Annotated in this window: 17 protein-coding genes and 1 riboswitch; of the genes, 4 read left to right on the top strand and 13 right to left on the bottom strand. The window is 40.6% G+C overall.

Features of this window, described 5'->3' with window-relative positions:
* Positions 1-6 precede the first annotated feature (6 nt).
* The 4 genes from IE080_RS10480 to IE080_RS10465 all read right to left on the bottom strand — a co-directional run bounded on the left by IE080_RS10480 (position 7) and on the right by IE080_RS10465 (position 5,645).
* Positions 7-531, bottom strand: a complete 525-nt coding sequence (locus IE080_RS10480; RefSeq protein WP_189581810.1) for an AAA family ATPase — start codon at positions 529-531, stop codon at positions 7-9.
* The gene (pnuC, locus tag IE080_RS10475) at positions 524-1,141 is read right to left on the bottom strand and encodes a nicotinamide riboside transporter PnuC (protein ID WP_189581868.1); all 618 of its coding nucleotides are present in this window, start codon (positions 1,139-1,141) and stop codon (positions 524-526) included. Before pnuC ends, IE080_RS10480 begins: the two co-directional genes overlap by 8 nt.
* A gap of 200 nt (positions 1,142-1,341) precedes the next feature.
* Positions 1,342-4,149 (bottom strand): M16 family metallopeptidase, encoded by a 2,808-nt coding sequence (locus IE080_RS10470; RefSeq protein WP_189581807.1) that lies wholly within the window; start codon positions 4,147-4,149, stop codon positions 1,342-1,344.
* 197 nt (positions 4,150-4,346) lie between these two features.
* Positions 4,347-5,645, bottom strand: a complete 1,299-nt coding sequence (locus IE080_RS10465) for a voltage-gated chloride channel family protein (RefSeq protein ID WP_189581804.1) — start codon at positions 5,643-5,645, stop codon at positions 4,347-4,349.
* Positions 5,646-5,689: 44 nt separating this feature from the next.
* Positions 5,690-5,756, bottom strand: a riboswitch (Fluoride riboswitch).
* A gap of 95 nt (positions 5,757-5,851) precedes the next feature.
* Here IE080_RS10465 and IE080_RS10460 point away from each other — a divergent pair.
* Positions 5,852-6,745: a TIGR01777 family oxidoreductase gene (locus IE080_RS10460; RefSeq protein WP_189581801.1), complete on the top strand. Its 894-nt coding sequence runs from the start codon at positions 5,852-5,854 to the stop codon at positions 6,743-6,745.
* Positions 6,746-7,063: 318 nt separating this feature from the next.
* On the opposite strand, the gene IE080_RS10455 is transcribed toward IE080_RS10460, so the two are convergent.
* A complete protein-coding gene (locus IE080_RS10455) occupies positions 7,064-7,237 on the bottom strand; it encodes a PLDc N-terminal domain-containing protein (RefSeq protein ID WP_189581798.1) in 174 nt (57 codons plus the stop codon).
* Positions 7,238-7,360: 123 nt separating this feature from the next.
* Here IE080_RS10455 and IE080_RS10450 point away from each other — a divergent pair, with 123 nt between their 5' ends.
* A complete protein-coding gene (locus tag IE080_RS10450; protein WP_189581796.1) occupies positions 7,361-7,963 on the top strand; it encodes a DUF2179 domain-containing protein in 603 nt (200 codons plus the stop codon).
* Positions 7,964-8,268: 305 nt separating this feature from the next.
* Entirely contained in the window at positions 8,269-8,619 is a 351-nt protein-coding gene (locus tag IE080_RS10445; RefSeq protein WP_189581793.1) for a hypothetical protein, read from the top strand.
* A 221-nt stretch (positions 8,620-8,840) separates the two neighbouring features.
* On the opposite strand, the gene IE080_RS10440 is transcribed toward IE080_RS10445, so the two are convergent.
* The 5 genes from IE080_RS10440 to IE080_RS10420 all read right to left on the bottom strand — a co-directional run bounded on the left by IE080_RS10440 (position 8,841) and on the right by IE080_RS10420 (position 14,447).
* Positions 8,841-9,446 carry a hypothetical protein gene (locus IE080_RS10440; protein WP_189581790.1) on the bottom strand — a complete coding sequence of 202 codons (606 nt, stop codon included), beginning with the start codon at positions 9,444-9,446 and terminating at the stop codon, positions 8,841-8,843.
* Positions 9,436-10,218 (bottom strand): hypothetical protein, encoded by a 783-nt coding sequence (locus tag IE080_RS10435; protein WP_189581787.1) that lies wholly within the window; start codon positions 10,216-10,218, stop codon positions 9,436-9,438. The genes IE080_RS10440 and IE080_RS10435 overlap by 11 nt, the downstream gene beginning before the upstream one ends.
* A 16-nt stretch (positions 10,219-10,234) precedes the next feature.
* A complete protein-coding gene (locus IE080_RS10430; RefSeq protein WP_189581784.1) occupies positions 10,235-11,515 on the bottom strand; it encodes a hypothetical protein in 1,281 nt (426 codons plus the stop codon).
* A 462-nt stretch (positions 11,516-11,977) separates the two neighbouring features.
* Positions 11,978-13,906, bottom strand: coding sequence for a CHU_0125 family OmpA-like outer membrane integrity protein (locus IE080_RS10425; protein ID WP_189581781.1), 1,929 nt, complete (start codon positions 13,904-13,906; stop codon positions 11,978-11,980).
* A gap of 49 nt (positions 13,907-13,955) precedes the next feature.
* Positions 13,956-14,447 (bottom strand): hypothetical protein, encoded by a 492-nt coding sequence (locus IE080_RS10420; protein ID WP_189581778.1) that lies wholly within the window; start codon positions 14,445-14,447, stop codon positions 13,956-13,958.
* Between the two features lie 348 nt (positions 14,448-14,795).
* Here IE080_RS10420 and IE080_RS10415 point away from each other — a divergent pair, with 348 nt between their 5' ends.
* Positions 14,796-15,908: a diaminopropionate ammonia-lyase gene (locus IE080_RS10415; protein ID WP_189581775.1), complete on the top strand. Its 1,113-nt coding sequence runs from the start codon at positions 14,796-14,798 to the stop codon at positions 15,906-15,908.
* Here the strand turns inward: IE080_RS10415 and IE080_RS10410 are convergent.
* The 3 genes from IE080_RS10410 to IE080_RS10400 all read right to left on the bottom strand — a co-directional run bounded on the left by IE080_RS10410 (position 15,905) and on the right by IE080_RS10400 (position 19,707).
* Complete coding sequence (locus IE080_RS10410) at positions 15,905-17,257, bottom strand: ATP-binding protein (protein WP_189581772.1); 1,353 nt, start codon at positions 17,255-17,257, stop codon at positions 15,905-15,907. The two genes, IE080_RS10415 and IE080_RS10410, sit on opposite strands and share 4 nt — an antisense overlap.
* A gap of 202 nt (positions 17,258-17,459) precedes the next feature.
* Positions 17,460-18,251 carry a (Fe-S)-binding protein gene (locus tag IE080_RS10405; protein WP_189581769.1) on the bottom strand — a complete coding sequence of 264 codons (792 nt, stop codon included), beginning with the start codon at positions 18,249-18,251 and terminating at the stop codon, positions 17,460-17,462.
* A gap of 121 nt (positions 18,252-18,372) precedes the next feature.
* Positions 18,373-19,707, bottom strand: a complete 1,335-nt coding sequence (locus IE080_RS10400) for a 4Fe-4S dicluster domain-containing protein (protein ID WP_189581766.1) — start codon at positions 19,705-19,707, stop codon at positions 18,373-18,375.
* Positions 19,708-19,761 lie beyond the last annotated feature (54 nt).

Here is a 19,761-nt window from a genome sequence, read left to right as displayed (position 1 = left end):
GATCAACTAGCTTTTCAAAAGTGCTTGAACCCTCTTGATTGCTCGCTGGAGACGGATTTCATGCGTTCCTGAAATAATCTGATAAGGCACTCCAGATTTTTCAACTATAGACTGGTATAATTCCCAAAAATAGAGTCTTTGTGCTGGGTCTGGGTGCTCCCTTAAAGGATCCTCTTCCCAAGGAATGTCGATGTCCGTCAATAAATAGAGGTCATAGCCCTTTTGCTCTATTTGTTGCATCACCCAATCATGCACCTTTCCATATTTATGCTCCGACCATACCTGAATCACATGTAAATCAGTATCACAAATCAAGAGTTTGTCAGATTGAGCAGCTATCCTATCTTCCAAAGCAATTTGCCCTTGAGCTATCCTCAGCAAGTCATCGTATTCATACAATCTCCCAAGGTTTTCAAGATACTCACGTGCATACTCCTCCACCCATAAGCAATTAAAATGTGCAGCGAGCTGTTGGGCTAGCGTACTTTTCCCAGTAGACTCTGGCCCTATGATGACGACTTTCTTAAGCATGCTGTACTTTTTTAGCAGTTTTCATCCATTCGATCAGACCTATGGTAGCAAGGACTGTGAAAAACAAAAACTGGAAAGAGGTTAACATCAAACCCTTGTAAAAATACAAAGGCACCGAAACTATGTCCGTAATGATCCAAGCAATCCAGTTTTCCACCTTCTTTTTGGCCATCAACCACATACCTACAAATGCTGAGGAGGTTGTGAAAGAGTCCCAATAGGGAACATCCGAATCTGTAAAGTTTGATAAAACAATGTACAGTACTCCGTAAGAAAGTAAAAACAAGCCAATGGATTGCATAATGCCTTTGGGAGATAACCAAGTTACCGGCAACTCTTCCTTTCCCTCACTTGGCCTACTCCATAGATACCAACCATAGATGGACATGGCAAAGTAGTAGGCATTGATCCCCATGTCTGCATAGAGCTTATACTTCAAGCAGATATACACGTAAATAATTGTGGAAATCATCCCCGTGGGAAAAACGAGAATGTTTTTTTTTATAGAATAAAATACCGAAGCTATCCCAAAAAAGACGGCAATCGCCTCCAATAAAGTCATCTCGGCCAAACCATCAAGAATACCTTGCCAAATCCATTGAATATCCATGCAGCGAAATAAGGTAAAAATTGGGAAGATGATAGAAAAAGTGCTCAAAAGAATCTGATTATCGTCAATAACCCCCGTATTAAATAAATACTGGGGCTATTGCGGATAATCGACCACAGTCCATGGACCGCAGTCAACAGATGCTTGAAAATATGATGAGTTAATTCATAAGCTTAGCTTCTCCCGTGAAAGTATATACACTACTTTTCTAAGGGCAACTTGATTACTTCCAATAGATTTTCTTTGGTAAGCAATTGTCGAGCAATTTGCTGTACTCTTTCTTGAGTAACTGCTTCAATGCTTTTCCCCGCTTCCAAAAGGCTTTCAAATGGGAAATCATATTGCCTAGCTGCTGCAATTTGCCCATTCCAGTAATTGTTTCTTTTCAAATTTTCCTGATAGGCAATTCTTCTTTTTTCCTTGACCTTATCTAAGTCTTCCTTTGTAGGTCCCTCTTCTTGGATCTTCTTGACTTCTGCCCAAGCCGCGGCTGTTAATTTTTCAACCATATCCGGACTACATGGGAATGAAATGGAAAAACTCAATTGCCCAACCGGCTGATTGGACATGCTGCCGCTAGCACCTACTCCATATACACCTCCAATTTCTTCCCGTAGATTTTCAATCAATTTAATGGTCAGAATTTCCCCTAAGAAAGAAACATCGGTAGCCAAGGCTCTATCATAAGCTTGTTCCTCTGAGAAAAACAGGATCACTTGACTCTTTTCATCGGTACCTACCCGAATAGTTTCTGAACGTCCTTTCGGTGGACGGATACCCAAGTCTTTAAAGTTATCAACATTGGTAACATCTCCTGGTAAACTCGCAAAATACTGCTCTACCATTGGTAAGAAAGTTTCGATGTCAATGTTTCCTGTAAAGAAAAACTCAAAATTTGCCGCATTACCAAATCGATCTCGGTAGATTTCCAAGCCTCTATCCACACTGATTTTATCCAAATCGGCTGGATCATAAATACTGAGCGCTCTCAAATTATTGTTTGCTATCAGTTTGTTTAATGCCACACTAAACTGAAAATCAGGATTCGCCTGCGCTGAGGCCAGTTGCGTCTTTTGGTTATCCACATAGACTTGGAAAAGCTCAGCATCCTTTCGAGGGCTTGTAAAATACAAATGGATCAACTGCATGGCTGTCTCCAAATCCTTGGGACTGGTAGCTCCTGAAATAGTTTGGGAATAAGTGCCAATGTTTGGTGTAACGGAAACAGTTTTCCCTGCCAACATTTTTCTCAAATCAGATGGAGAAAAATCACCAACACCCATGGTATTGACCATCACTCCCGCATAGCTTGCACTGTAATGATCTTTATCTCCAAACATTGAAACTCCACCATTGCCTCGTATCGTGAAAAGGATTTCATCATTCTTGAAATCCGTAGACTTCACAAATATGCGAGCACCATTCGATAACACAAATTCCTGAACCTCTACAGGTCCATGGGCTACCACCTCGCTAATTTTACCAGGTGTCGGTAAATTGGTAATCAGCTGATCTGCCAATAATTTCTCTTCATAAGGAAGCAAATCCAATTGCTCTACCTGATCAAACAATGCCAAAACATCCTCTTGAGATGGAAGCGATTCCGATTGGCTACTAGGCGCCATTACGACCACCACCCGGTTATCATCACGCACCAGTTCTTTGGCAAGGGCATTGATTTCTTTCAAGGTGATCTGAGGAAGGATTTCTTTATAAAACTCATATTTCAAAGCCTCTCCTTCGGCAAATCTGCCCTCCAAATAGTGGTTGACATATCGCCCTACAATTGCTCGGGATTCGGCTTTGTCCATTTCTTTATATGCTCGCTCGGCGCTATTGAGCAAACTACTTTTTACCCTATCCAATTCTCCTTGGGTAAAACCATGCTTGGCAACCCGCTCATTTTCTTCAATCAATGACTGAATACCAGCAGCTGCTTTTCCTGGAGCGACTACAGCGGTAGCGGAGAAATAATCCAAGTCCCGTACAAAATTTCCATAGCCTGTTCCGGCAAAAATGAAAGGTGCATCAGGCTTTTGTCTGATTTCATCCAAGCGCTGGGAAAGCATGCCCGAATAAATGGTCCTAAGCAAGAAGTTTTTATAATCCTGCGCAGTGGTGGTAGGCAGGGCTTTGTGCTTGTAAAATAATTGTAGCTGAATGCCAGGTGCCTCTTCGTCTGTGACGATAGCCACAAAAGTCTCTTCGTGTTCGGGTACTTCAAAAGCAATCCGCTCAGGAGCATTGGAAGGATTCGTCAATTCTGAGAAAAATTCCTTGATTAATGCTTCCAATTTGTCCGGATCTTCATCGCCAACAGCTACTATAGCCATATTATTAGGTCTATACCAATCTCTATAAAAGCGTCGGATAGTTTCGTATTCGAAGTTTTCTACAATTTCCATTTTACCTATCGGCAAGCGATCCGCATATTGGGAATTGTGAAGGAGGATAGGCAGGTATTGGTCACGCATACGCTGACTATAGCCTTGGCCTGTTCTCCATTCTTCCACGATAATTCCCCGCTCTCCATCAATATCCTCCTCATTCATCAAGACACCTCCTGCCCAATCAGCCAACACCTGAAAACCGGAGCGTAACTTCTCTGGATCATCAGATGGAATAGGCAAAATATAAACCGTCTCATCAAAACCCGTGTAGGCATTCAAATCTCCTCCAAAGGAAACTCCTATGGATTGTAGATAAGAGACTAATTGATTTTTCTCAAAATTCTTGGTCCCATTGAATGCCATATGTTCAGTAAAATGCGCCAATCCCAGTTGGTCCTCATCTTCTAAAACAGACCCTGCGTTGACTGCCAAGCGGAGTTCTACTTTATTGGCAGGCTTTGGATTTTGTTGGATATAATAGACCAGGCCATTGGATAAAGTACCTGTTCGCACCCGAGGATCAAGGGGTACTTCTTGCTGTAAATCAGTTTGTGCAAAAACGAATGTTTGGACGATAAGGAAGCAGCCTATCAACAATCCCAGCTTTTTGAAATTCATGGTATTTAAAATTGGATGGTTAAAAATAGAAAACTTAGTTGAAGATGAGATCGAAATGCTATCTTTTTAAGGAAAATTTACATTCGTAATCTGCATTAATGTCTTGGCTATAGCGTTTATACAATTTATTTTCAGTTCCATTTCTGCAAAGCAAAGGCACATTTTACTGTCAAATCTGGCCAAAAAACATGTTAAAATCACGTTTCCCCAATCCTCTTCCCTTTCCTCTCCGGTTGCTTCAAACTTTTCGGACTACCGATGATTTGTGAATTGTAAATACCCGCATGACCCGAAAATAAATACGCCAAGACACAACCTAATCCTATAAATATGCCTGCTTCTGTGCCAAAAAGCTCCAATCCCATGAGAGTACAGGCCAAAGGCGTGTTTGTCGCACCAGCAAAAACCGCAACAAAGCCCACCCCCGCCAATAAAGACATGGGCAAAGGAATGACCATGGACAAGGCATTGCCAAGGGTGGCCCCTGTAAAGAACAAAGGAGTTACTTCCCCACCTTTAAATCCTGCGCCAAGCGTCAAGGAAGTCATAAAGATCTTAACCAAAGAATCGTACCAAGGCAAGCTTTGCTCAAATGCATCCACAATCGTCGGTACGCCTAGTCCAATATATTTTGTTGTACCCGAAGCCCAGACAATCAAGGCCACCAAGACCCCACCAATGACAGGCCTCAAAGGAGGATAGCTGATATATTTTTTAAATACATCTCCCCATAAGTGACAAGCTTTTGCAAATAATCGGCCGGCCAATCCGAAGAGAATTCCTGCTGGAATCAACCATAAGAGATTCACCATGGAAATAGCAGGAACTTCCGTGATGGCATACTGTGTATGATGCACTTGCCAAAACTCAGCACAAGCATAATCCGCCACATAAGCACCAATAAAGGCCGGTAAAATCGCTTCATAGCGAATCCTTCCCACAATTAACCATTCCAAAGCAAAAACAGCTCCCGCTAAAGGGGTACCGAATACCGATGAAAAACCTGCCGCCACACCTATGGTAATGAGGATTTTTCTATCTTCTTTGCTTAGGGTGAACCACTTGGTGAATTGATCGGCAATAGCTCCTCCCATCTGAACTGCCGTACCTTCCCTTCCAGCCGATCCACCAAACAAATGCGTAGCTAAAGTCCCAAACAGTACAAGAGGCGCCATTCGTAAGGGGATGGTTTGGGTGGGTTGATAAAATTCCTCCAACAATTGATTATTGCCCTTACTGACAGAGGCACCAAAGCGGTAATAACTCCAGCCGATGAGTAAGCCGGATATGGGTAGAAATGCTATGATCCAAACATGCGCCTCACGATAGTTGGTCACCCACTCTAGGGAAACTAAAAAGAAAGCTGAGGCGGAACCCGCAACAAAACCCACAACACTTGCTATCAGCAGCCATTTCAAAAGAAACCGAAAATTTGGCAAAAACTCGGTAAATACGAAAGATCTAATCGGCGATAATACTTTTTTCCTCTCCAACATAAAGAAATAAATGGGTTATGGCCAAACGGCCAGTCGATTTGTTCGTTAGAGTAGGAGTCATCAGCACTGAACATGTGCGGTTACTGGTGGAACCCCATCACCATTAACAACAAAAATAGAAGTTTTTACTTGAAATGCTTAAATTTTGAGTAAAATAGAAACAATCATTGGTAAAAACGCCTTTAATTAGCATAACACCCATGAATATGAAAAACATCCTCATCACAGGAGGCTCCGGTCTTGTCGGCAAAAAAATCACCCAACTCTTAGAAAAAAAAGGCTTCGAAGTAGCATGGTTGAGTAGAAGTCCTGATAAATACAAGCAGCAATCATTTTTCTGGGATGTGGATAAACAGACCATGGATGCAGAAGCCATCGAATGGGCCGATGCCATCATGCATTTGGCAGGTGAAGGGGTAGCCGATAAGCGCTGGACGAATGCTCGCAAAAGAGCAATCCTGGAAAGCAGAACCTTATCCACCCAAATGCTCTACAATGCTATTGAGAAAGCAACTGCAAAACCCGAAGTCTTTATCTCGGCTTCGGCAGTTGGTTATTACGGCTTCAATACAGGAGAGGATGTCCAAGTGGAAGAAAGTACAGCAGGAAAAGACTTTTTAGCTCAAGTAGTCATCGCTTGGGAAAACCGAGTGAAAATGATGGAGAAGTTAGGGCTTCGAACAGTTATGCTTAGGATTGGAATTGTATTGGACAAAAACGGAGGTGCACTCAAAGAAATGATGAAACCGCCAGTGGCAGCACCATTAGGGTCGGGTATGCAGTGGATGAGTTGGATTCAGATTGATGATCTGGCACGCATGTTTGTCTTTGCCTTGGAAGATGAAAAAGTACAGGGTATCTACAATGCAGTAGGCCCCAAACCTGCTACAAACGCCGAACTCACTGAAAAAGCCGCCAAGAAAGCCCGCAAATTATTTGTGAATTTTGGAGTTCCAGGATTTGGATTGAAGCTAGCTTTAGGCGAAATGGCCCAAATGGTCCTAGGTGGCAATAAAGTTTCCTCTAAAAAAATCGAACAAGAAGGGTTTAAATTCAGGTATCCTGATTTGGACACGGCCTTGGAGAAGATTTATCAGTAATCTGTTGATATTGGGGGATATTGATGAATAATGGTGGATATTGGTAGAAATAACGTTCACCGCTTCGATTGAAATAAGGTGGAAATAAAGTAGAAATAAATTGAAATATTGGATTGTAGTACTAAATACCAATTTCAGTTAGCAAAACATCTGTGTAAATCAGTGACTAAAAAGGATATTGACTGATACTTGGATAATGGGATATTGGAGGAGCGTGTCAAAAAACATTGCGCTCGTTGCGAATACCGTAGCGGACGTGGCGAGAACTAGTAATTTGAAATAAGGTGGAAATAAAGTAGAAATAAATTGAAATATTGATTAAAGCTTTCCTTTTCTACCAAAAAGAAACCATAAAATCGTCCCTAAAAGTGGAAGGAAGATTACAATTAGAATCCAAACAATCTTATCGGAAGAGTTGCCAAATCTCCCAGTAACAACGTCATAAATGGTGTAGGCATAAATCAAAAGGCCTATTATTCCCAGTCCAAACATTTATTTCAAAATTTAGTGTTATGCCAATTAAGGCATAAGCTTAATTAAATCAAATTTTTTGGAGCCTATTTTTACTCCTAAGAATAAGCCCGTACCTTTGTTGACCACTATGAAATACCCCACATGCAAGAGTACATTTTAAATTTAGGTATACCCAAGGAGATTTTTGACTTTGTCATCATGCCCCTACTGATCTTCTGTGCACGGGTCATGGATGTGTCTATCAATACCTTGAGGATCATGTTTGTACTCTCAGGCAAAAAGAAAGTTGCACCCATACTCGGCTTTTTTGAGGCGATGATTTGGTTGTTGGCCATTGGGCAGATTTTTCAAAACATCAACAACCCTATGTCCTACATTGCTTATGCAGGCGGCTTTGCTATGGGAACATTTGTGGGGATGACTTTGGAAGAAAAGTTAGCTTTAGGTAGAGTACTCGTACGCGTAATTACCCCTACTCCCATGCCTGAGTTGATTGACTATATGAAGGATAAGAACTTCCGATTCACCAGCGTAGGTGCAGAGGGTCGCTACGGAAAAGTGAACTTATTATTTACTGTCATGAAAAGAGAGGATCTCCAGGCATATATCGATAAAGTACGATCCCTTAATGACAAAGCATTTTACACAATCGAAAGCGTGAAGCGGGTAAGTGAAGACGATCTAAACGTCATGGAAGATCGCCCTCGATTTACTACTAAGGTGTGGAGTAGACTCCGAAAGTAAGCTCTCGCGGATAAAGGAGATTGAGCAGATTGGACGCTGATTTTAATTTTTGGCATGGGGAGTAAAGGTTTGCAACGAGCAAAAAAATAAAAAGCTTTTGTTGATGATTAAAGACGTACCTTACTTAAATGAGAAAATTAAGTTATACGTTATTGATTTTGATATTAATAACAAGCAAAGCATTTGCACAAAGTCCAGATCTTTCAAAAGTAAGTAGCGAGAATACATAGTTTAAAGTAGGTATCAATGCAGGAGTTCCCTTTTCCACAATCCAAAGTTCTTTTGTAGTAGGATTAAATGCAAGTTTGCAATTCTTAGAAACCAAATCTTCCGGCATCGGTATCAAATCTGGCTACTCCAATTATTTTTCATCTGAAAGTACCATCAAGGATATTGGCGAAATACCTTTAGCAATTATGTATAGATATTACCCTACTTCCACTGGTTTTTTTACTGGTATTGATGCTGGGTATTCATTTATCATTAATTCTTCCAATACCAACGGAGGGATTATGGCAAGACCACATGCGGGTTATCATGGAGATAACTGGAATATTTTTGCATATTACAACGTTGTTTTAATTCAAGAAGCTAGTCAGGAAAACATTCAAAATATCGGTATTTCTTTGACCAGAAATATTCGGTTAAGAAAGTAAACCAAGCTGATATTGCAGCTCAAGAAATCTAAAGGGGGGAAGACCCCCTTTTTTTCTTTTTCCCAACCAACTGAAGTTAATTAACCGCAAAGCGAGCAAAGCCTTACGCCAAGTAACCAAAGAAATAGCGGGTAAATTGCATTCTATGATAAAATTCAGCTAAGTAAAGTAGTTAACTTTTCTTCCTTATTCCCTTGGCGTGAAATTTTTCTGCAGCCATTTTACCACTTAATCCGATAACTCGACTTAAAGCCGGCACATAGGAGATGAAAAGGTATGGGGCCTGTATTATAAACCGCAAGACCAAGATCAAAATCCCCAATCTGCTTACCGATTTCTACCCCATAATTAATTTCCCGATAGGCGATTCGCGATTTACCTAGAGATGCATCTTTGTAAATGGCAGCCTCAGTAGTCAACGCGGCACCCAACGAACCTTCTAGGTACCAGTCTCCAATGTTTCGGCGATACCCAATAGCCAGAGGAACTATCGTGGTAAATGAATGACTATAACCAACAAATCGCCTTTCGGCAGGAACAGGAAAGTAATGAATACCTGTTCTGACAAGAAAGCGCCCCTTTTTTTCCCTTCCCAGATACACCTTTACTGGTAACCCAAAGTGAACAGGTTGACCAAACCTTCGACGGTTAAGCGTAGGACCAATTTCAAAACCAACCCCTACATAGTTCAAACCATTGGCGTGCAATGGATTTACTTTTTTTGGTTCCTGTCGATCCTCATCGTCCAAGTCCAGCCCTTGAGCCACACCTAAGGTACACATACAGCACACACCTATTATTAGCAATACAATTTGTTTAATCTTCATTTTCCCACCAATTTTCGTTGACTTTCTTTTTACCAAGCCTGTATCTCAGGCTGAATGTATGATGCAGTGCACTTCCATTAGATACCACTCGAAAAGGGTAAATATTCTCAGGGTTTAGAGATAAATTCTGACCCGTGATATAATTTCCTTCCATTTCTACCATATCAATAAATCCTAACCTACCTGTAAACCTGTATAGAAAAATAAACCGCTTTCCCAAAGGCAACATAGCCTCTGGCCCTGCCTCTAAACTGAAATTTATCCTCGACAGTGGCCTATCTTGATATACTACAGATAAATTCGTAGGTGGGGTAGGCACAACTGGGATAGCTGGAAGTCCACCTTGACCAATTGAGTTTATCGAACCATCAAGAATGTAAGTATTTAGACCACCTATTATGTTAAATTGTATTCCTTTCCAACTAAAATTAGGATTATATACTAGTCTTAATGGGACTTCAAATGTTAACAGATTATTTGTGTAAAGCACTGGTCGGTTAAATACCCTTCGATATCCAGGTTCATTGTAAAAAACACCAACAGTTCTAGAATAAGGCGTACTAATAAATCCTGATTCAAACCTCCATTTCTCAGAATACTGGTAAGCCACATTGAGACCCGCAGGAAATAAAGGGCCACCACCTCCTCTGGTAAAGAGGTATTGATACGAGTCTTCATATTGCCGTAACTCGGATCTTCTTGTAAATTCAAATCCCAAAGCCCACTTCCCTTGTGCAAGGGAGGCGGCATGGGATGACAGAATTAGAAGCATACAAAGTAGACCTCGGTTATCCATCGAATTTCGTTGATATTTGTATTTCACGTGTGGTTGATCCATCTCTTACAAAGTGGCAGCTTTCACTATTTTTAATCTTTACATTTTTAGCTGGCTTCCATTTTGGCTTACACAATCTTTTTGGCTTTTGGCCGGGCTTGGTCGGTATTGGATTTTGACCATTTCTTTCGCGAAAATCATTCGCTGGCTCACACCAATTCGTGATTCCACCCTGTAATAAAGATTGAAGATTATTGGATATTCCTATTTGAGCCGTTATAATTCCGAAACCAAGTTTGGCATTTCTCTCATCGTTAAATCTCAAATAACCATTTCCGTATAGCCATTGGTCAATTTTAATTGGCATATATAATTTATCTGGAAGACCTGGCGTCCCATCTGGTATAGGATAATAAATATTTGCCCTAACGGAAACCGATATCTGATCTGCTTTGTAGCGCCACCAAGCACCAAGTGTTCGCCTTTGATATTTGGTCTCAAATCCACCAGTCGCATGGGTTATATAGTTCGTAGACCACACCTTAACCTTCATCCTTCGTTTATCTTTCACTCCATGGGTTTGTATAATCCTTACGCCGCCATTCCATTTGTTATTTGGGTGAATGTATTGAGTTCTATTGGAAGCCTTATTACAGCCTGGATAATCAAAAAGGGCAGGGCTCCAAGGAACCATACGGGCATTGGTTTGATTAAGGCTCATTTCTTCATAATCATAATCATCACCATGCAACGCCAAACCAAAAATAAAAATCCCAGGCTCTAGCTCATAAAAGGGATCCTCATCAAAATCATGACTGGCATAAATGGCATCGATTGCTTCTTCTGTAGTGGATAGCAGTAATTGCTCAACCCGGTCGGTAAAGTAATCATCATAGACCCAAGTACCAAACTCGGTATATCTGACAACTTTCCCATCGATCATTACTTCTCGTTTTTCATTTACTATGGAGGCAGTAAAATCATCCACGATGATCGGATCTTCTTCCACGTCTTCGTCCAATACCCGAAGCAAAGATGGATTTCTCTCTGCCAATTCCTCGTTTTTTTGACGGAGAGACACAAACTGTCCTTCAAAAAAGACCAATTCTTCGCCTGGCTTGTCGGCATTTTTTTCGACAAAGTCCGAAAAGCTCACAAGGTTGGCAAAGGAGATTCTTCCACTAGGATCTAGGACAGGTGGTAGTACCTGATAGGTGACATCCTCCTGTAATGAAGCCAACTCAGGGCCTTCCCTAAACTCCTGACATGAACCGAGGGCTAGTAATGTTCCCATTAAAAAAACACCTATGAAAAGTCTAACATTTTGAAGGTGTTGAGCTACAAAAACATTCGAATGTAATGTTTTGTAATGTTTTGTAATGTTTTGTAATGTTTCTCATAATTATTATGGATTATAGTTAATACTGCATTTCACGGAAACCCAAAAATTAAAGTTTTAAAATTTGTTAAAAAATTAAGGCCATTCCAGAAATAATTTTAATTGCACATTATCAGGATTTTTTGTTCTATAAATCAAGCTTTTTGAAGCATTTTATTTTGCCAAAAATCTAATAGTATGGCAAGTAAATTGCACTCCATGTTAAGATTCAGCTTGCTAATGCACCTCTATTATTATCTTTCTTCTTGGCGGCTTTGCACCTTTGCGTGACTCCACCTTTACGTCTTCTTACCTTTGTGCCCATAAAAAAAGGGCATTTACTCTCGTAAATACCCCTTTGTCTGATTTTTTAATAAACTATTGCTTGATCTCAATTACTTTAAACTCTGTTCTACGGTTGACCTGATGCTCTTCTTCTGTACGAGCATTTGGTATGATCAATTGCTGTTTACCATAACCTTTGGCTACCAACCTATCTGCATCAATACCTTTGGATACTAGGTAAGCCACCGCAGATTCTGCTCTTCGTTGAGATAGACTGTTATTATAAGCATCGCTAGCACGATCATCTGTATGCGAACTCAATTCAATTCGAATCGCAGGATTATCTTTTAAGATCTGCACCAGTTTATCCAATTCAAGTGCTGCATCAGGTCTGATTTCTGCCCTATCCAAATCATAATAGATATTTTCCAATACAATCGAACGCTCCAAGATCAATGGGTCTAACACAATCGTAGTATCCAAGGTGATATTGGTTACCTCTTGAATCAAATCTTCTGGTCGTGGAGTTTTTCCTCGGGTATCGTAGGTAATACTCTTAGAGAAATAGCCAGACTTACTCGCTATGATGGTAAAGTTAGCATCTGGAGCCAGTGTAAATCTCAGTCGGCCATTTTGGTTGGAGAAATCTCCGCCCAGGTTTTTATTGGCAGCGTCATACAACACAACTCTTGCTTGTGGCAAGGTAGCGGTTGTTCCATCATCTTTATTTTCAAGTGTCGTGACATTGAGCAAGACATTGACAATTTTTGGTTTCGGAGTTTTGTCTTCAAACACATAAATATCATCATCTCCAAGACCTCCATCTCTATCCGAACTTAAGAAGCCTTCGGTAGGATACTTGGTGAAAAAGATTCCAAAGTCATCTTTTATTGTGTTAATGTTTGAGCCCAAATTCTTCACATCCCAGCCTTTATCCGTTCGCTCCGCTACAAATAAATCCAATTTTCCAAACCCTGGATGGCCATCCGAAGCAAAAAATAATTTTCCATCAGGAGCTAGGTATGGGAACATTTCATTTCCAGGAGTATTGATCTGAGGGCCTAGATTCTTGGCATTTCCAAAATCACCATTCGCCAATCGAGTAGCTACATACAAATCTAATCCTCCTTGCCCATCAGGTCTATTGGATGCAAAATAAAGTTCAGAGCCGTCTGGACTAATCATGGGTGTGGTATTGTGCCAAAACTCATCCTCATTCACCGGCATCCAAATGGGCTGTGTAAAACCTCCTCCTCTGAAATACGATGCAAATAGTTGAACCTCTGGAAGGTCTTTATTCGAAGTTGAATTGCCTCTTGCGTATACAATGGTGTTACCATCAGGAGTCATAGTCAACGCCGCTTGATTCAGACCTTCTTCATTTCTAAACTCCGGTAAAGCCTGTACATTTTGTACATCTACTCGAGTGCCTTCGATGCGAGTCCTGAATAATTTGTGGTAAGGTGTGCCAGTACCTTTATAAACTGCTGAACTTTGCCTTCCAGAAGTGAAATACAAAAAGCCACTATTGACAAATGGGGCATAGTCAGCCTGTGGGGTATTGAGCAGTCTGTAATTTTCTAATTCTATGTAAGGGTAATAATCCTCTATGGCCTCAATCTCGTCAAGGTTTTTTAGATCTAGTGCCAATAACTTTTGATGATTATCATCTAAGGTCAAATCCCGAGCTTTTTCAAACGCTTCACGTGCACCTTCATAGTCACCTACACTTTTTCTAGCTCTCCCAAGCTTATACAAATTATCAAAAGACTCTTCCTGTTCAACTAGCTTTTCATAGTAAGGAATCGCTTGTTCGATGCGGTTGGAAAGACGATAACTTTCTGCTACGTATAGATTAGCTGCGGCATTGTCAGGGTCTTTTTCCAAAACCTTAGTATAGGTATTTAAGGCTACTTGATATTCACCTGCCGAATACTGATTCAATCCTTTTTGCATGACAGAGGTGCAGGATGAAACTACCAAAAACAGTAGCAGACTGTAAAACAGGTTTATTGCCTTCATTGATTGCTTGAGATTTTTCGCAGGACTAAATATAAAACATAATTTATAATTAATTCGAGAAGTATTTGTTTAGCCAACTATCTTTTGCTCTAATCAACCATTGCTTACCCAAATCTTCCTTTGTTTTAACGAGCGGATTCAAGATAAGGGTTTCAGAAGTTAGCATTCCTTCCTGAATGTGACTTTTTATTTGAAACGCTGAAGTAACCGCGAGATTATCTGCACCAACCTGATAAGAAACTTTTCCTTGATCCAATAGATTGACTCCAAATCTATCTTCTATTTCTTTCAAGGTACGAACTGAGCTATCTATCGAACAACCACTTGCTCCTAGCCTACTCTCATCCACACTCATGACTATAACTTGATCAAAGAAAATTTCAAAAGAAGTAGGCATCATCGCACCATGAGTATTCCACTGGGCACAAAAAGACTCCAAACGACTCGAAATCCAAGCTGATTCCTCAGGTGTAAACTTTCTATCTGCCTGATATACCCATACCCGAGCGTGTTTAGGCATCTGTTCAAATTCCAAATACATAGTAATAGTGTAATAATTTGCTAAAATAAGCTGATTTTGGGGAAAATAGTTCTTGGTTTGAAAAGTCCACAGTCAACAGACGCTTGGCAACGGTTTCGTTTAGAGTAAAGAAAACGCTATCTTTTTATAATTTAAGTCAACTGTTGCGTCCGCTGCGTTCATTCTTGGCGCCGTTCCGTGAACTCTTTTTTGAAAAAAATGAAGGTGAAGAGAAACTTTGCGTCAGCAAACAACCTGTGTAAATCTGTAAGTATCTTGATTTTTTATCTGTGTTTATATCCAAAAATTATTTTAATCTTGTTTCTGCGTCTAAGAGCGTAGCCCGTAAACATCATAAGTAAAAATCCCATGATTCCTTTCTTTATCAATCAGCCAAGCAACCAAATACCCGAATCCACAACAACAAAAATCCTTCGAGAGCATGAGGCTTTCGGTTATCACCAAAGCTTGCCTATGTATGCAGCTACTCCAATGCTAGCCTTACCATATTTGGCAAAAAAGATGGGGGTTGGGCAAATCTTTATCAAAGATGAAGGACAACGGTTTGGTTTGAAAGCATTTAAAGCCCTGGGTGCTTCTTTTGCTATCCATAAAATCTTACAGGCAAATCCACGTATTCAAACTTTTTGTACAGCTACAGATGGGAATCATGGGAGAGCGGTAGCTTGGGCTGCAATAATTGCTGGTAAGGAATCCGTCATTCTTTTCCCAAAAGATACCACCCCTAAGCGCATACAAGCGATCGAAGCAGAAGGAGCTACAGTCATTCAAATCAACGGCACTTATGACGATGCCTGTGTAGAAGCAGAAAAGCTTAGTCAGGAAAATCACTGGACCTTGGTCCAGGATACAGCTTGGGAAGGATACGAGGAAATCCCCGCTTACATCATGGCAGGTTATCTAACCCACTTCAAAGAACTGGAAGATAGCATTCATCCATTACCTGATGCTTCGATAGACTATGTGTTTTTACAGGCAGGGGTAGGAAGCTGGGCAGCATCCGGCATTTATTACTATCTCAGCCGCTACGGGATAAGGAAGCCAAAAATTGTGTTGGTAGAACCATTGGAAGCCAATGGCTTATGGGCTTCTTTTCATGCAGGAAAAAGAATCCGACCTGATTGCTCCTTTGAAACGATCATGGCTGGCCTCAACTGTGGATTGCCATCCTTGAGTGCTTGGAAAATCATTCAGTCCGGGGCAGATGCCTGCCTATGCATTCCTGATGTGTATGCCCAACAAGCAATGAGACTACTTTATCATCCCTCTGAAACTGACCCTCGAATCATTGCTGGAGAATCTGGAGCTGCTGGTTTGGCAGGCTTGCTCGCCTTAATAGAAGATCCTATTTATAAGGAGTTGAAAAGCAACCTAGGGATCTCAAGCAAAAGCAGGATTTTATTCTTCAACACAGAAGCAGACACAGATACCGACAGTTTTGATACCATCGTGGGTCTCTAGTGATTTTTTAAAAACCAAGCAACATACTGTTCAATCTGAGTTCCTAGGTAGTAGGGCAAATTGAGTAGTTTGTAGGATTTACCTGCGGGAGTTTTTGTTTCTTCCACGTCCAATTTTCCTGCATATATCCGAATCGCATAGCTGTGGTTTGCTGCATCTACGAATTGATGCAATGATCTCAGAGAGCCTGTTGCACCTGATTTGATTTCGATAGGAATTAATTTGCCCTCATAAGGATACACCAAATCTACCTCTGCACTAGATTGATTTTTCTCACGTGTCCAAAAATTAGGTTTTTGGTCTGTTAAATCCTGTATGGAAATTATTTCTTGCGTAACCAAGTGCGGTATCAGCGCACCCTTGAATGCAGCACTTAATTCCTCCATTTTCAATAGTTGCCCTTGAATTCCTAAAGAATAATTGACTAAACCCGTGTCTAAGAATTGAAGTCTTGGAGATTTTTTTACATCTGACTGTACTGGGGGTATCAAGTCTGTAGTGGGATAAATCAATCGGATGATTTTTGCATCATCCAACATTCTAAAGCATTCCCCAACCTCCCGAGATTTATAATTGGAGTTTCCAAAGCCTTGAAATTTAACTCGTTTATCAAGAGATAGAGGAGCAGTATTCATGATATGCTTGATAACTCTAACTTCTGAATCGTTAGATGCATATTTTTCCACATCATTTTTATAAGTTCCCCAGATACTTTCATAGACTGCAATCAAATCAGATAGGCTTTTCTTTTCAATATCTATTTTCACTACTTCGGGCATGCCTCCAATAATCGCATATCGATGAAACAACTCCATCAATAATTTATGAGCGATTGGTTTGACTGGACTGGTTTTCAGCTGTTCTACCATTGCTTCTTGGCCCGTGGCTTCCAAATACTCCTGAAAATTCAAAGGATGCAGGTATAAAAATTGGACTCTACCAACAGGAAAACTGGAAACTTGCTTGATTACAAATTCTAACAAAGAGCCAGCTGCTATCACATGTAAATCAGGAAACTCCTCATAAAAATAGCGCAATAAATGAATGGCCTTCGGTGACTCTTGGATTTCATCTAGAAAAAGAAGGGTGTTAGGTAGCGCACCTATAGACAGGTTTTGAGCCAAAAAAATAGATTCTACTATATCCTGTACTTGATTAAAATCTTCAAAAAAAGATTTGTCCGATGGTTTTTCAAGGTTTAAAGATATAAAATGAGGGTATCTAGCAGCAAAACTTTTGACCAAAGTAGTTTTACCCACCTGTCTTGCTCCTCTTAGTAACAATGGCTTTCTATTGGAAGAAAGTTTCCATTCTAGCAATTTATTGAATATCTGTCTATTAAACCCCATTAATTGAATTATTTGTCACAAAGTAAGGGTATTTTTTTTACTTTTATGTAACAAAATAAGGGTAAATATTTGATTTATGTGTAATAGAATAAGGGTAAATTTAACCAAATCATGTAACAGAATAAGGGCAAACACCTTGATCAGAGATAAAAAAACCCGGCAGGTTTTGAAAATCTGCCGGGTTTAAACCTACTGTAGAAGATTAAATCCCCATATCCTTGGCGATCATTTCTGCCAAATCGTAGACCTTAACATCGTGTTCGCGCTCTTTATTTTTCACACCATCAGTCATCATGGTCAAGCAAAATGGACAACCCACAGCAATCGCTGATGCACCTGTCGCTAATGCCTCTTCTGTACGCTCGATGTTGATGTCTTTTTTGCCATTTTCGGGCTCCTTAAACATCTGTGCACCACCAGCGCCACAACACAAACCTTTGGTACGGCAACGCTTCATTTCTACGAGCTCTACATCCAAGGCTTTTATTACATCTCTTGGTGCTTCATAGACATCATTGGCACGGCCCAAGTAGCAGGAATCGTGGAAGGTGATTTTCTTACCTTTAAATTCGCCCCCACCTTGCAAAACAACTTTCCCTTTGTTGATCAATTCCTGTAAAAATTGGGAATGGTGGATGACATCATAGGTACCACCTAGAGCAGGATATTCGTTTTTAATGGTATTGAAGCAGTGGGGACAGGCAGTTACTACCTTTTTTACCTCATAGCCATTCATTACCTGAATATTGGCAACAGCTTGCATTTGGAATAGAAATTCATTTCCAGCCCTTCTTGCAGGATCTCCCGTACAAGCTTCTTCAGGCCCAAGTACGGCGAAGCTCACGCCTACTTTATTTAATATTTTGACAAACGCCTGAGTAACGGCTTTGTATCGATCATCAAAAGAACCGGCACATCCTACCCAAAACAAGATTTCAGGACTTTCTCCAGAAGCGGCCATCTCGGCCATAGTTGGAACTTTATATGTTGACATTATTTAGACTTTTAGAGTTTAGACTTGCCTGCTACAAGCAGGGATGAGAAGCGAGACAACAAAGACGAGAAACAAGAAATTAGAATACACTTTCTAATCTCTCGCTTCTAAACTTTCGCATCTATTTAACTTCTTCACTTTTCACTTGATCTGCCCAGTTGAACCGATCGGTTGGAGCAAATTTCCATGGAGAGAAGGAGGTTTCCATATTTTGGAACATGGCATTCCACTGAGCAGGAGTACCTGATTCTTCCATGGCCACATACCTTCTCATTTGAAGAATGATAGATAATGGGTCGATATTGACAGGACAGGCTTCCACGCAGGCATTGCAGGAAGTACATGCATTGATCTCCTCTTTGGTAATGTAATCTCCCAATAAGGATTTTCCATCTTCCAAGCCAGGACCTCCTGCATCTATACTCTTACCCACTTCATCCGCACGATCTCTGACATCCATCATGATCTTGCGAGGGGAAAGTTTTTTACCGGTGAGATTGGCTGGACATTCAGAGGTACAGCGACCACACTCGGTACAGCTATAAGCATTCATCACATTGACCCAGCTCAGATCGTTGATATCCTTAGCACCGAATCTTCCGATTTCAGCAGGCGGCTCAGCGCTTGCTTCGCTCGCGATTCCCAGCATCATATTCACCTCATTGGTAACCTCATCCATATTTTGCATTTCACCTTTTGGCTTCAGGTTGGAGTACCAAGTATTTGGAAAAGCAAGGAAGATATGTAAATGCTTGGAATAAGTCACATAAATCGCAAAACCCAAAATACCTACGATGTGAAACCACCAAGCAAAACGTTCGATTGCAATCAGGGCTGCGTCACTCATATTGGCAAATAGTGGCTGAATCAGGCTACTAAATACCAAGCCATTTAATAAGGTATATTTTTCTACTCCACGCTCAGCTAGCAATTGATCGGTAGCATTCATGGTCAGGATGGCAAACATTAAGATGATCTCAATCACCAAAATTAAGTTGGCATCCATGGCCGGCCAGCCTTTCATTTCTGGTTTGGTGAAGCGCTCTACTTTCATCACGTTTCGACGGATCAAGAAAGCCACACAAGAAACCAATACAGCGATTGCCAAAAATTCAAAGACATTCATGGCAACTCCGTAGGCAGCCCCTAAGAAAGGAGCAAATATTCTATGAGAACCAGTTAGACCATCGATGATGAATTCAAGCACTTCAAGATTTATCACCGCAAAGGCAACATAAATCAAAAGGTGAAGGAAAGCAGGCACAAATCGCTTGAACATTTTTTGCTGTCCAAAAGCGACGAGTAACATGGTTTTCCATCGCTTGTCCGACTGATCATTTCGGGTTTCTTTTTTACCCAAGAAGATGTTTCGGCGCAGAAATGATACACGTTTATACAAAATGTACCCAGCTGCACCCAAAATCAGGACAAAAAGGAGTTGAGGTAAAATACTCATATTGTTTGTTTTAGCGTTTTTTGAATGGGTTTATAGTAAATTTTTTATTGAAAT

It is taken from the genome of Mongoliitalea lutea, from assembly GCF_014652135.1.
Classification (GTDB): domain Bacteria; phylum Bacteroidota; class Bacteroidia; order Cytophagales; family Cyclobacteriaceae; genus Mongoliitalea; species Mongoliitalea lutea.
Note: the sequence above shows the minus strand (reverse complement) of the source record. Positions and strands in the feature narration are given on the sequence as shown.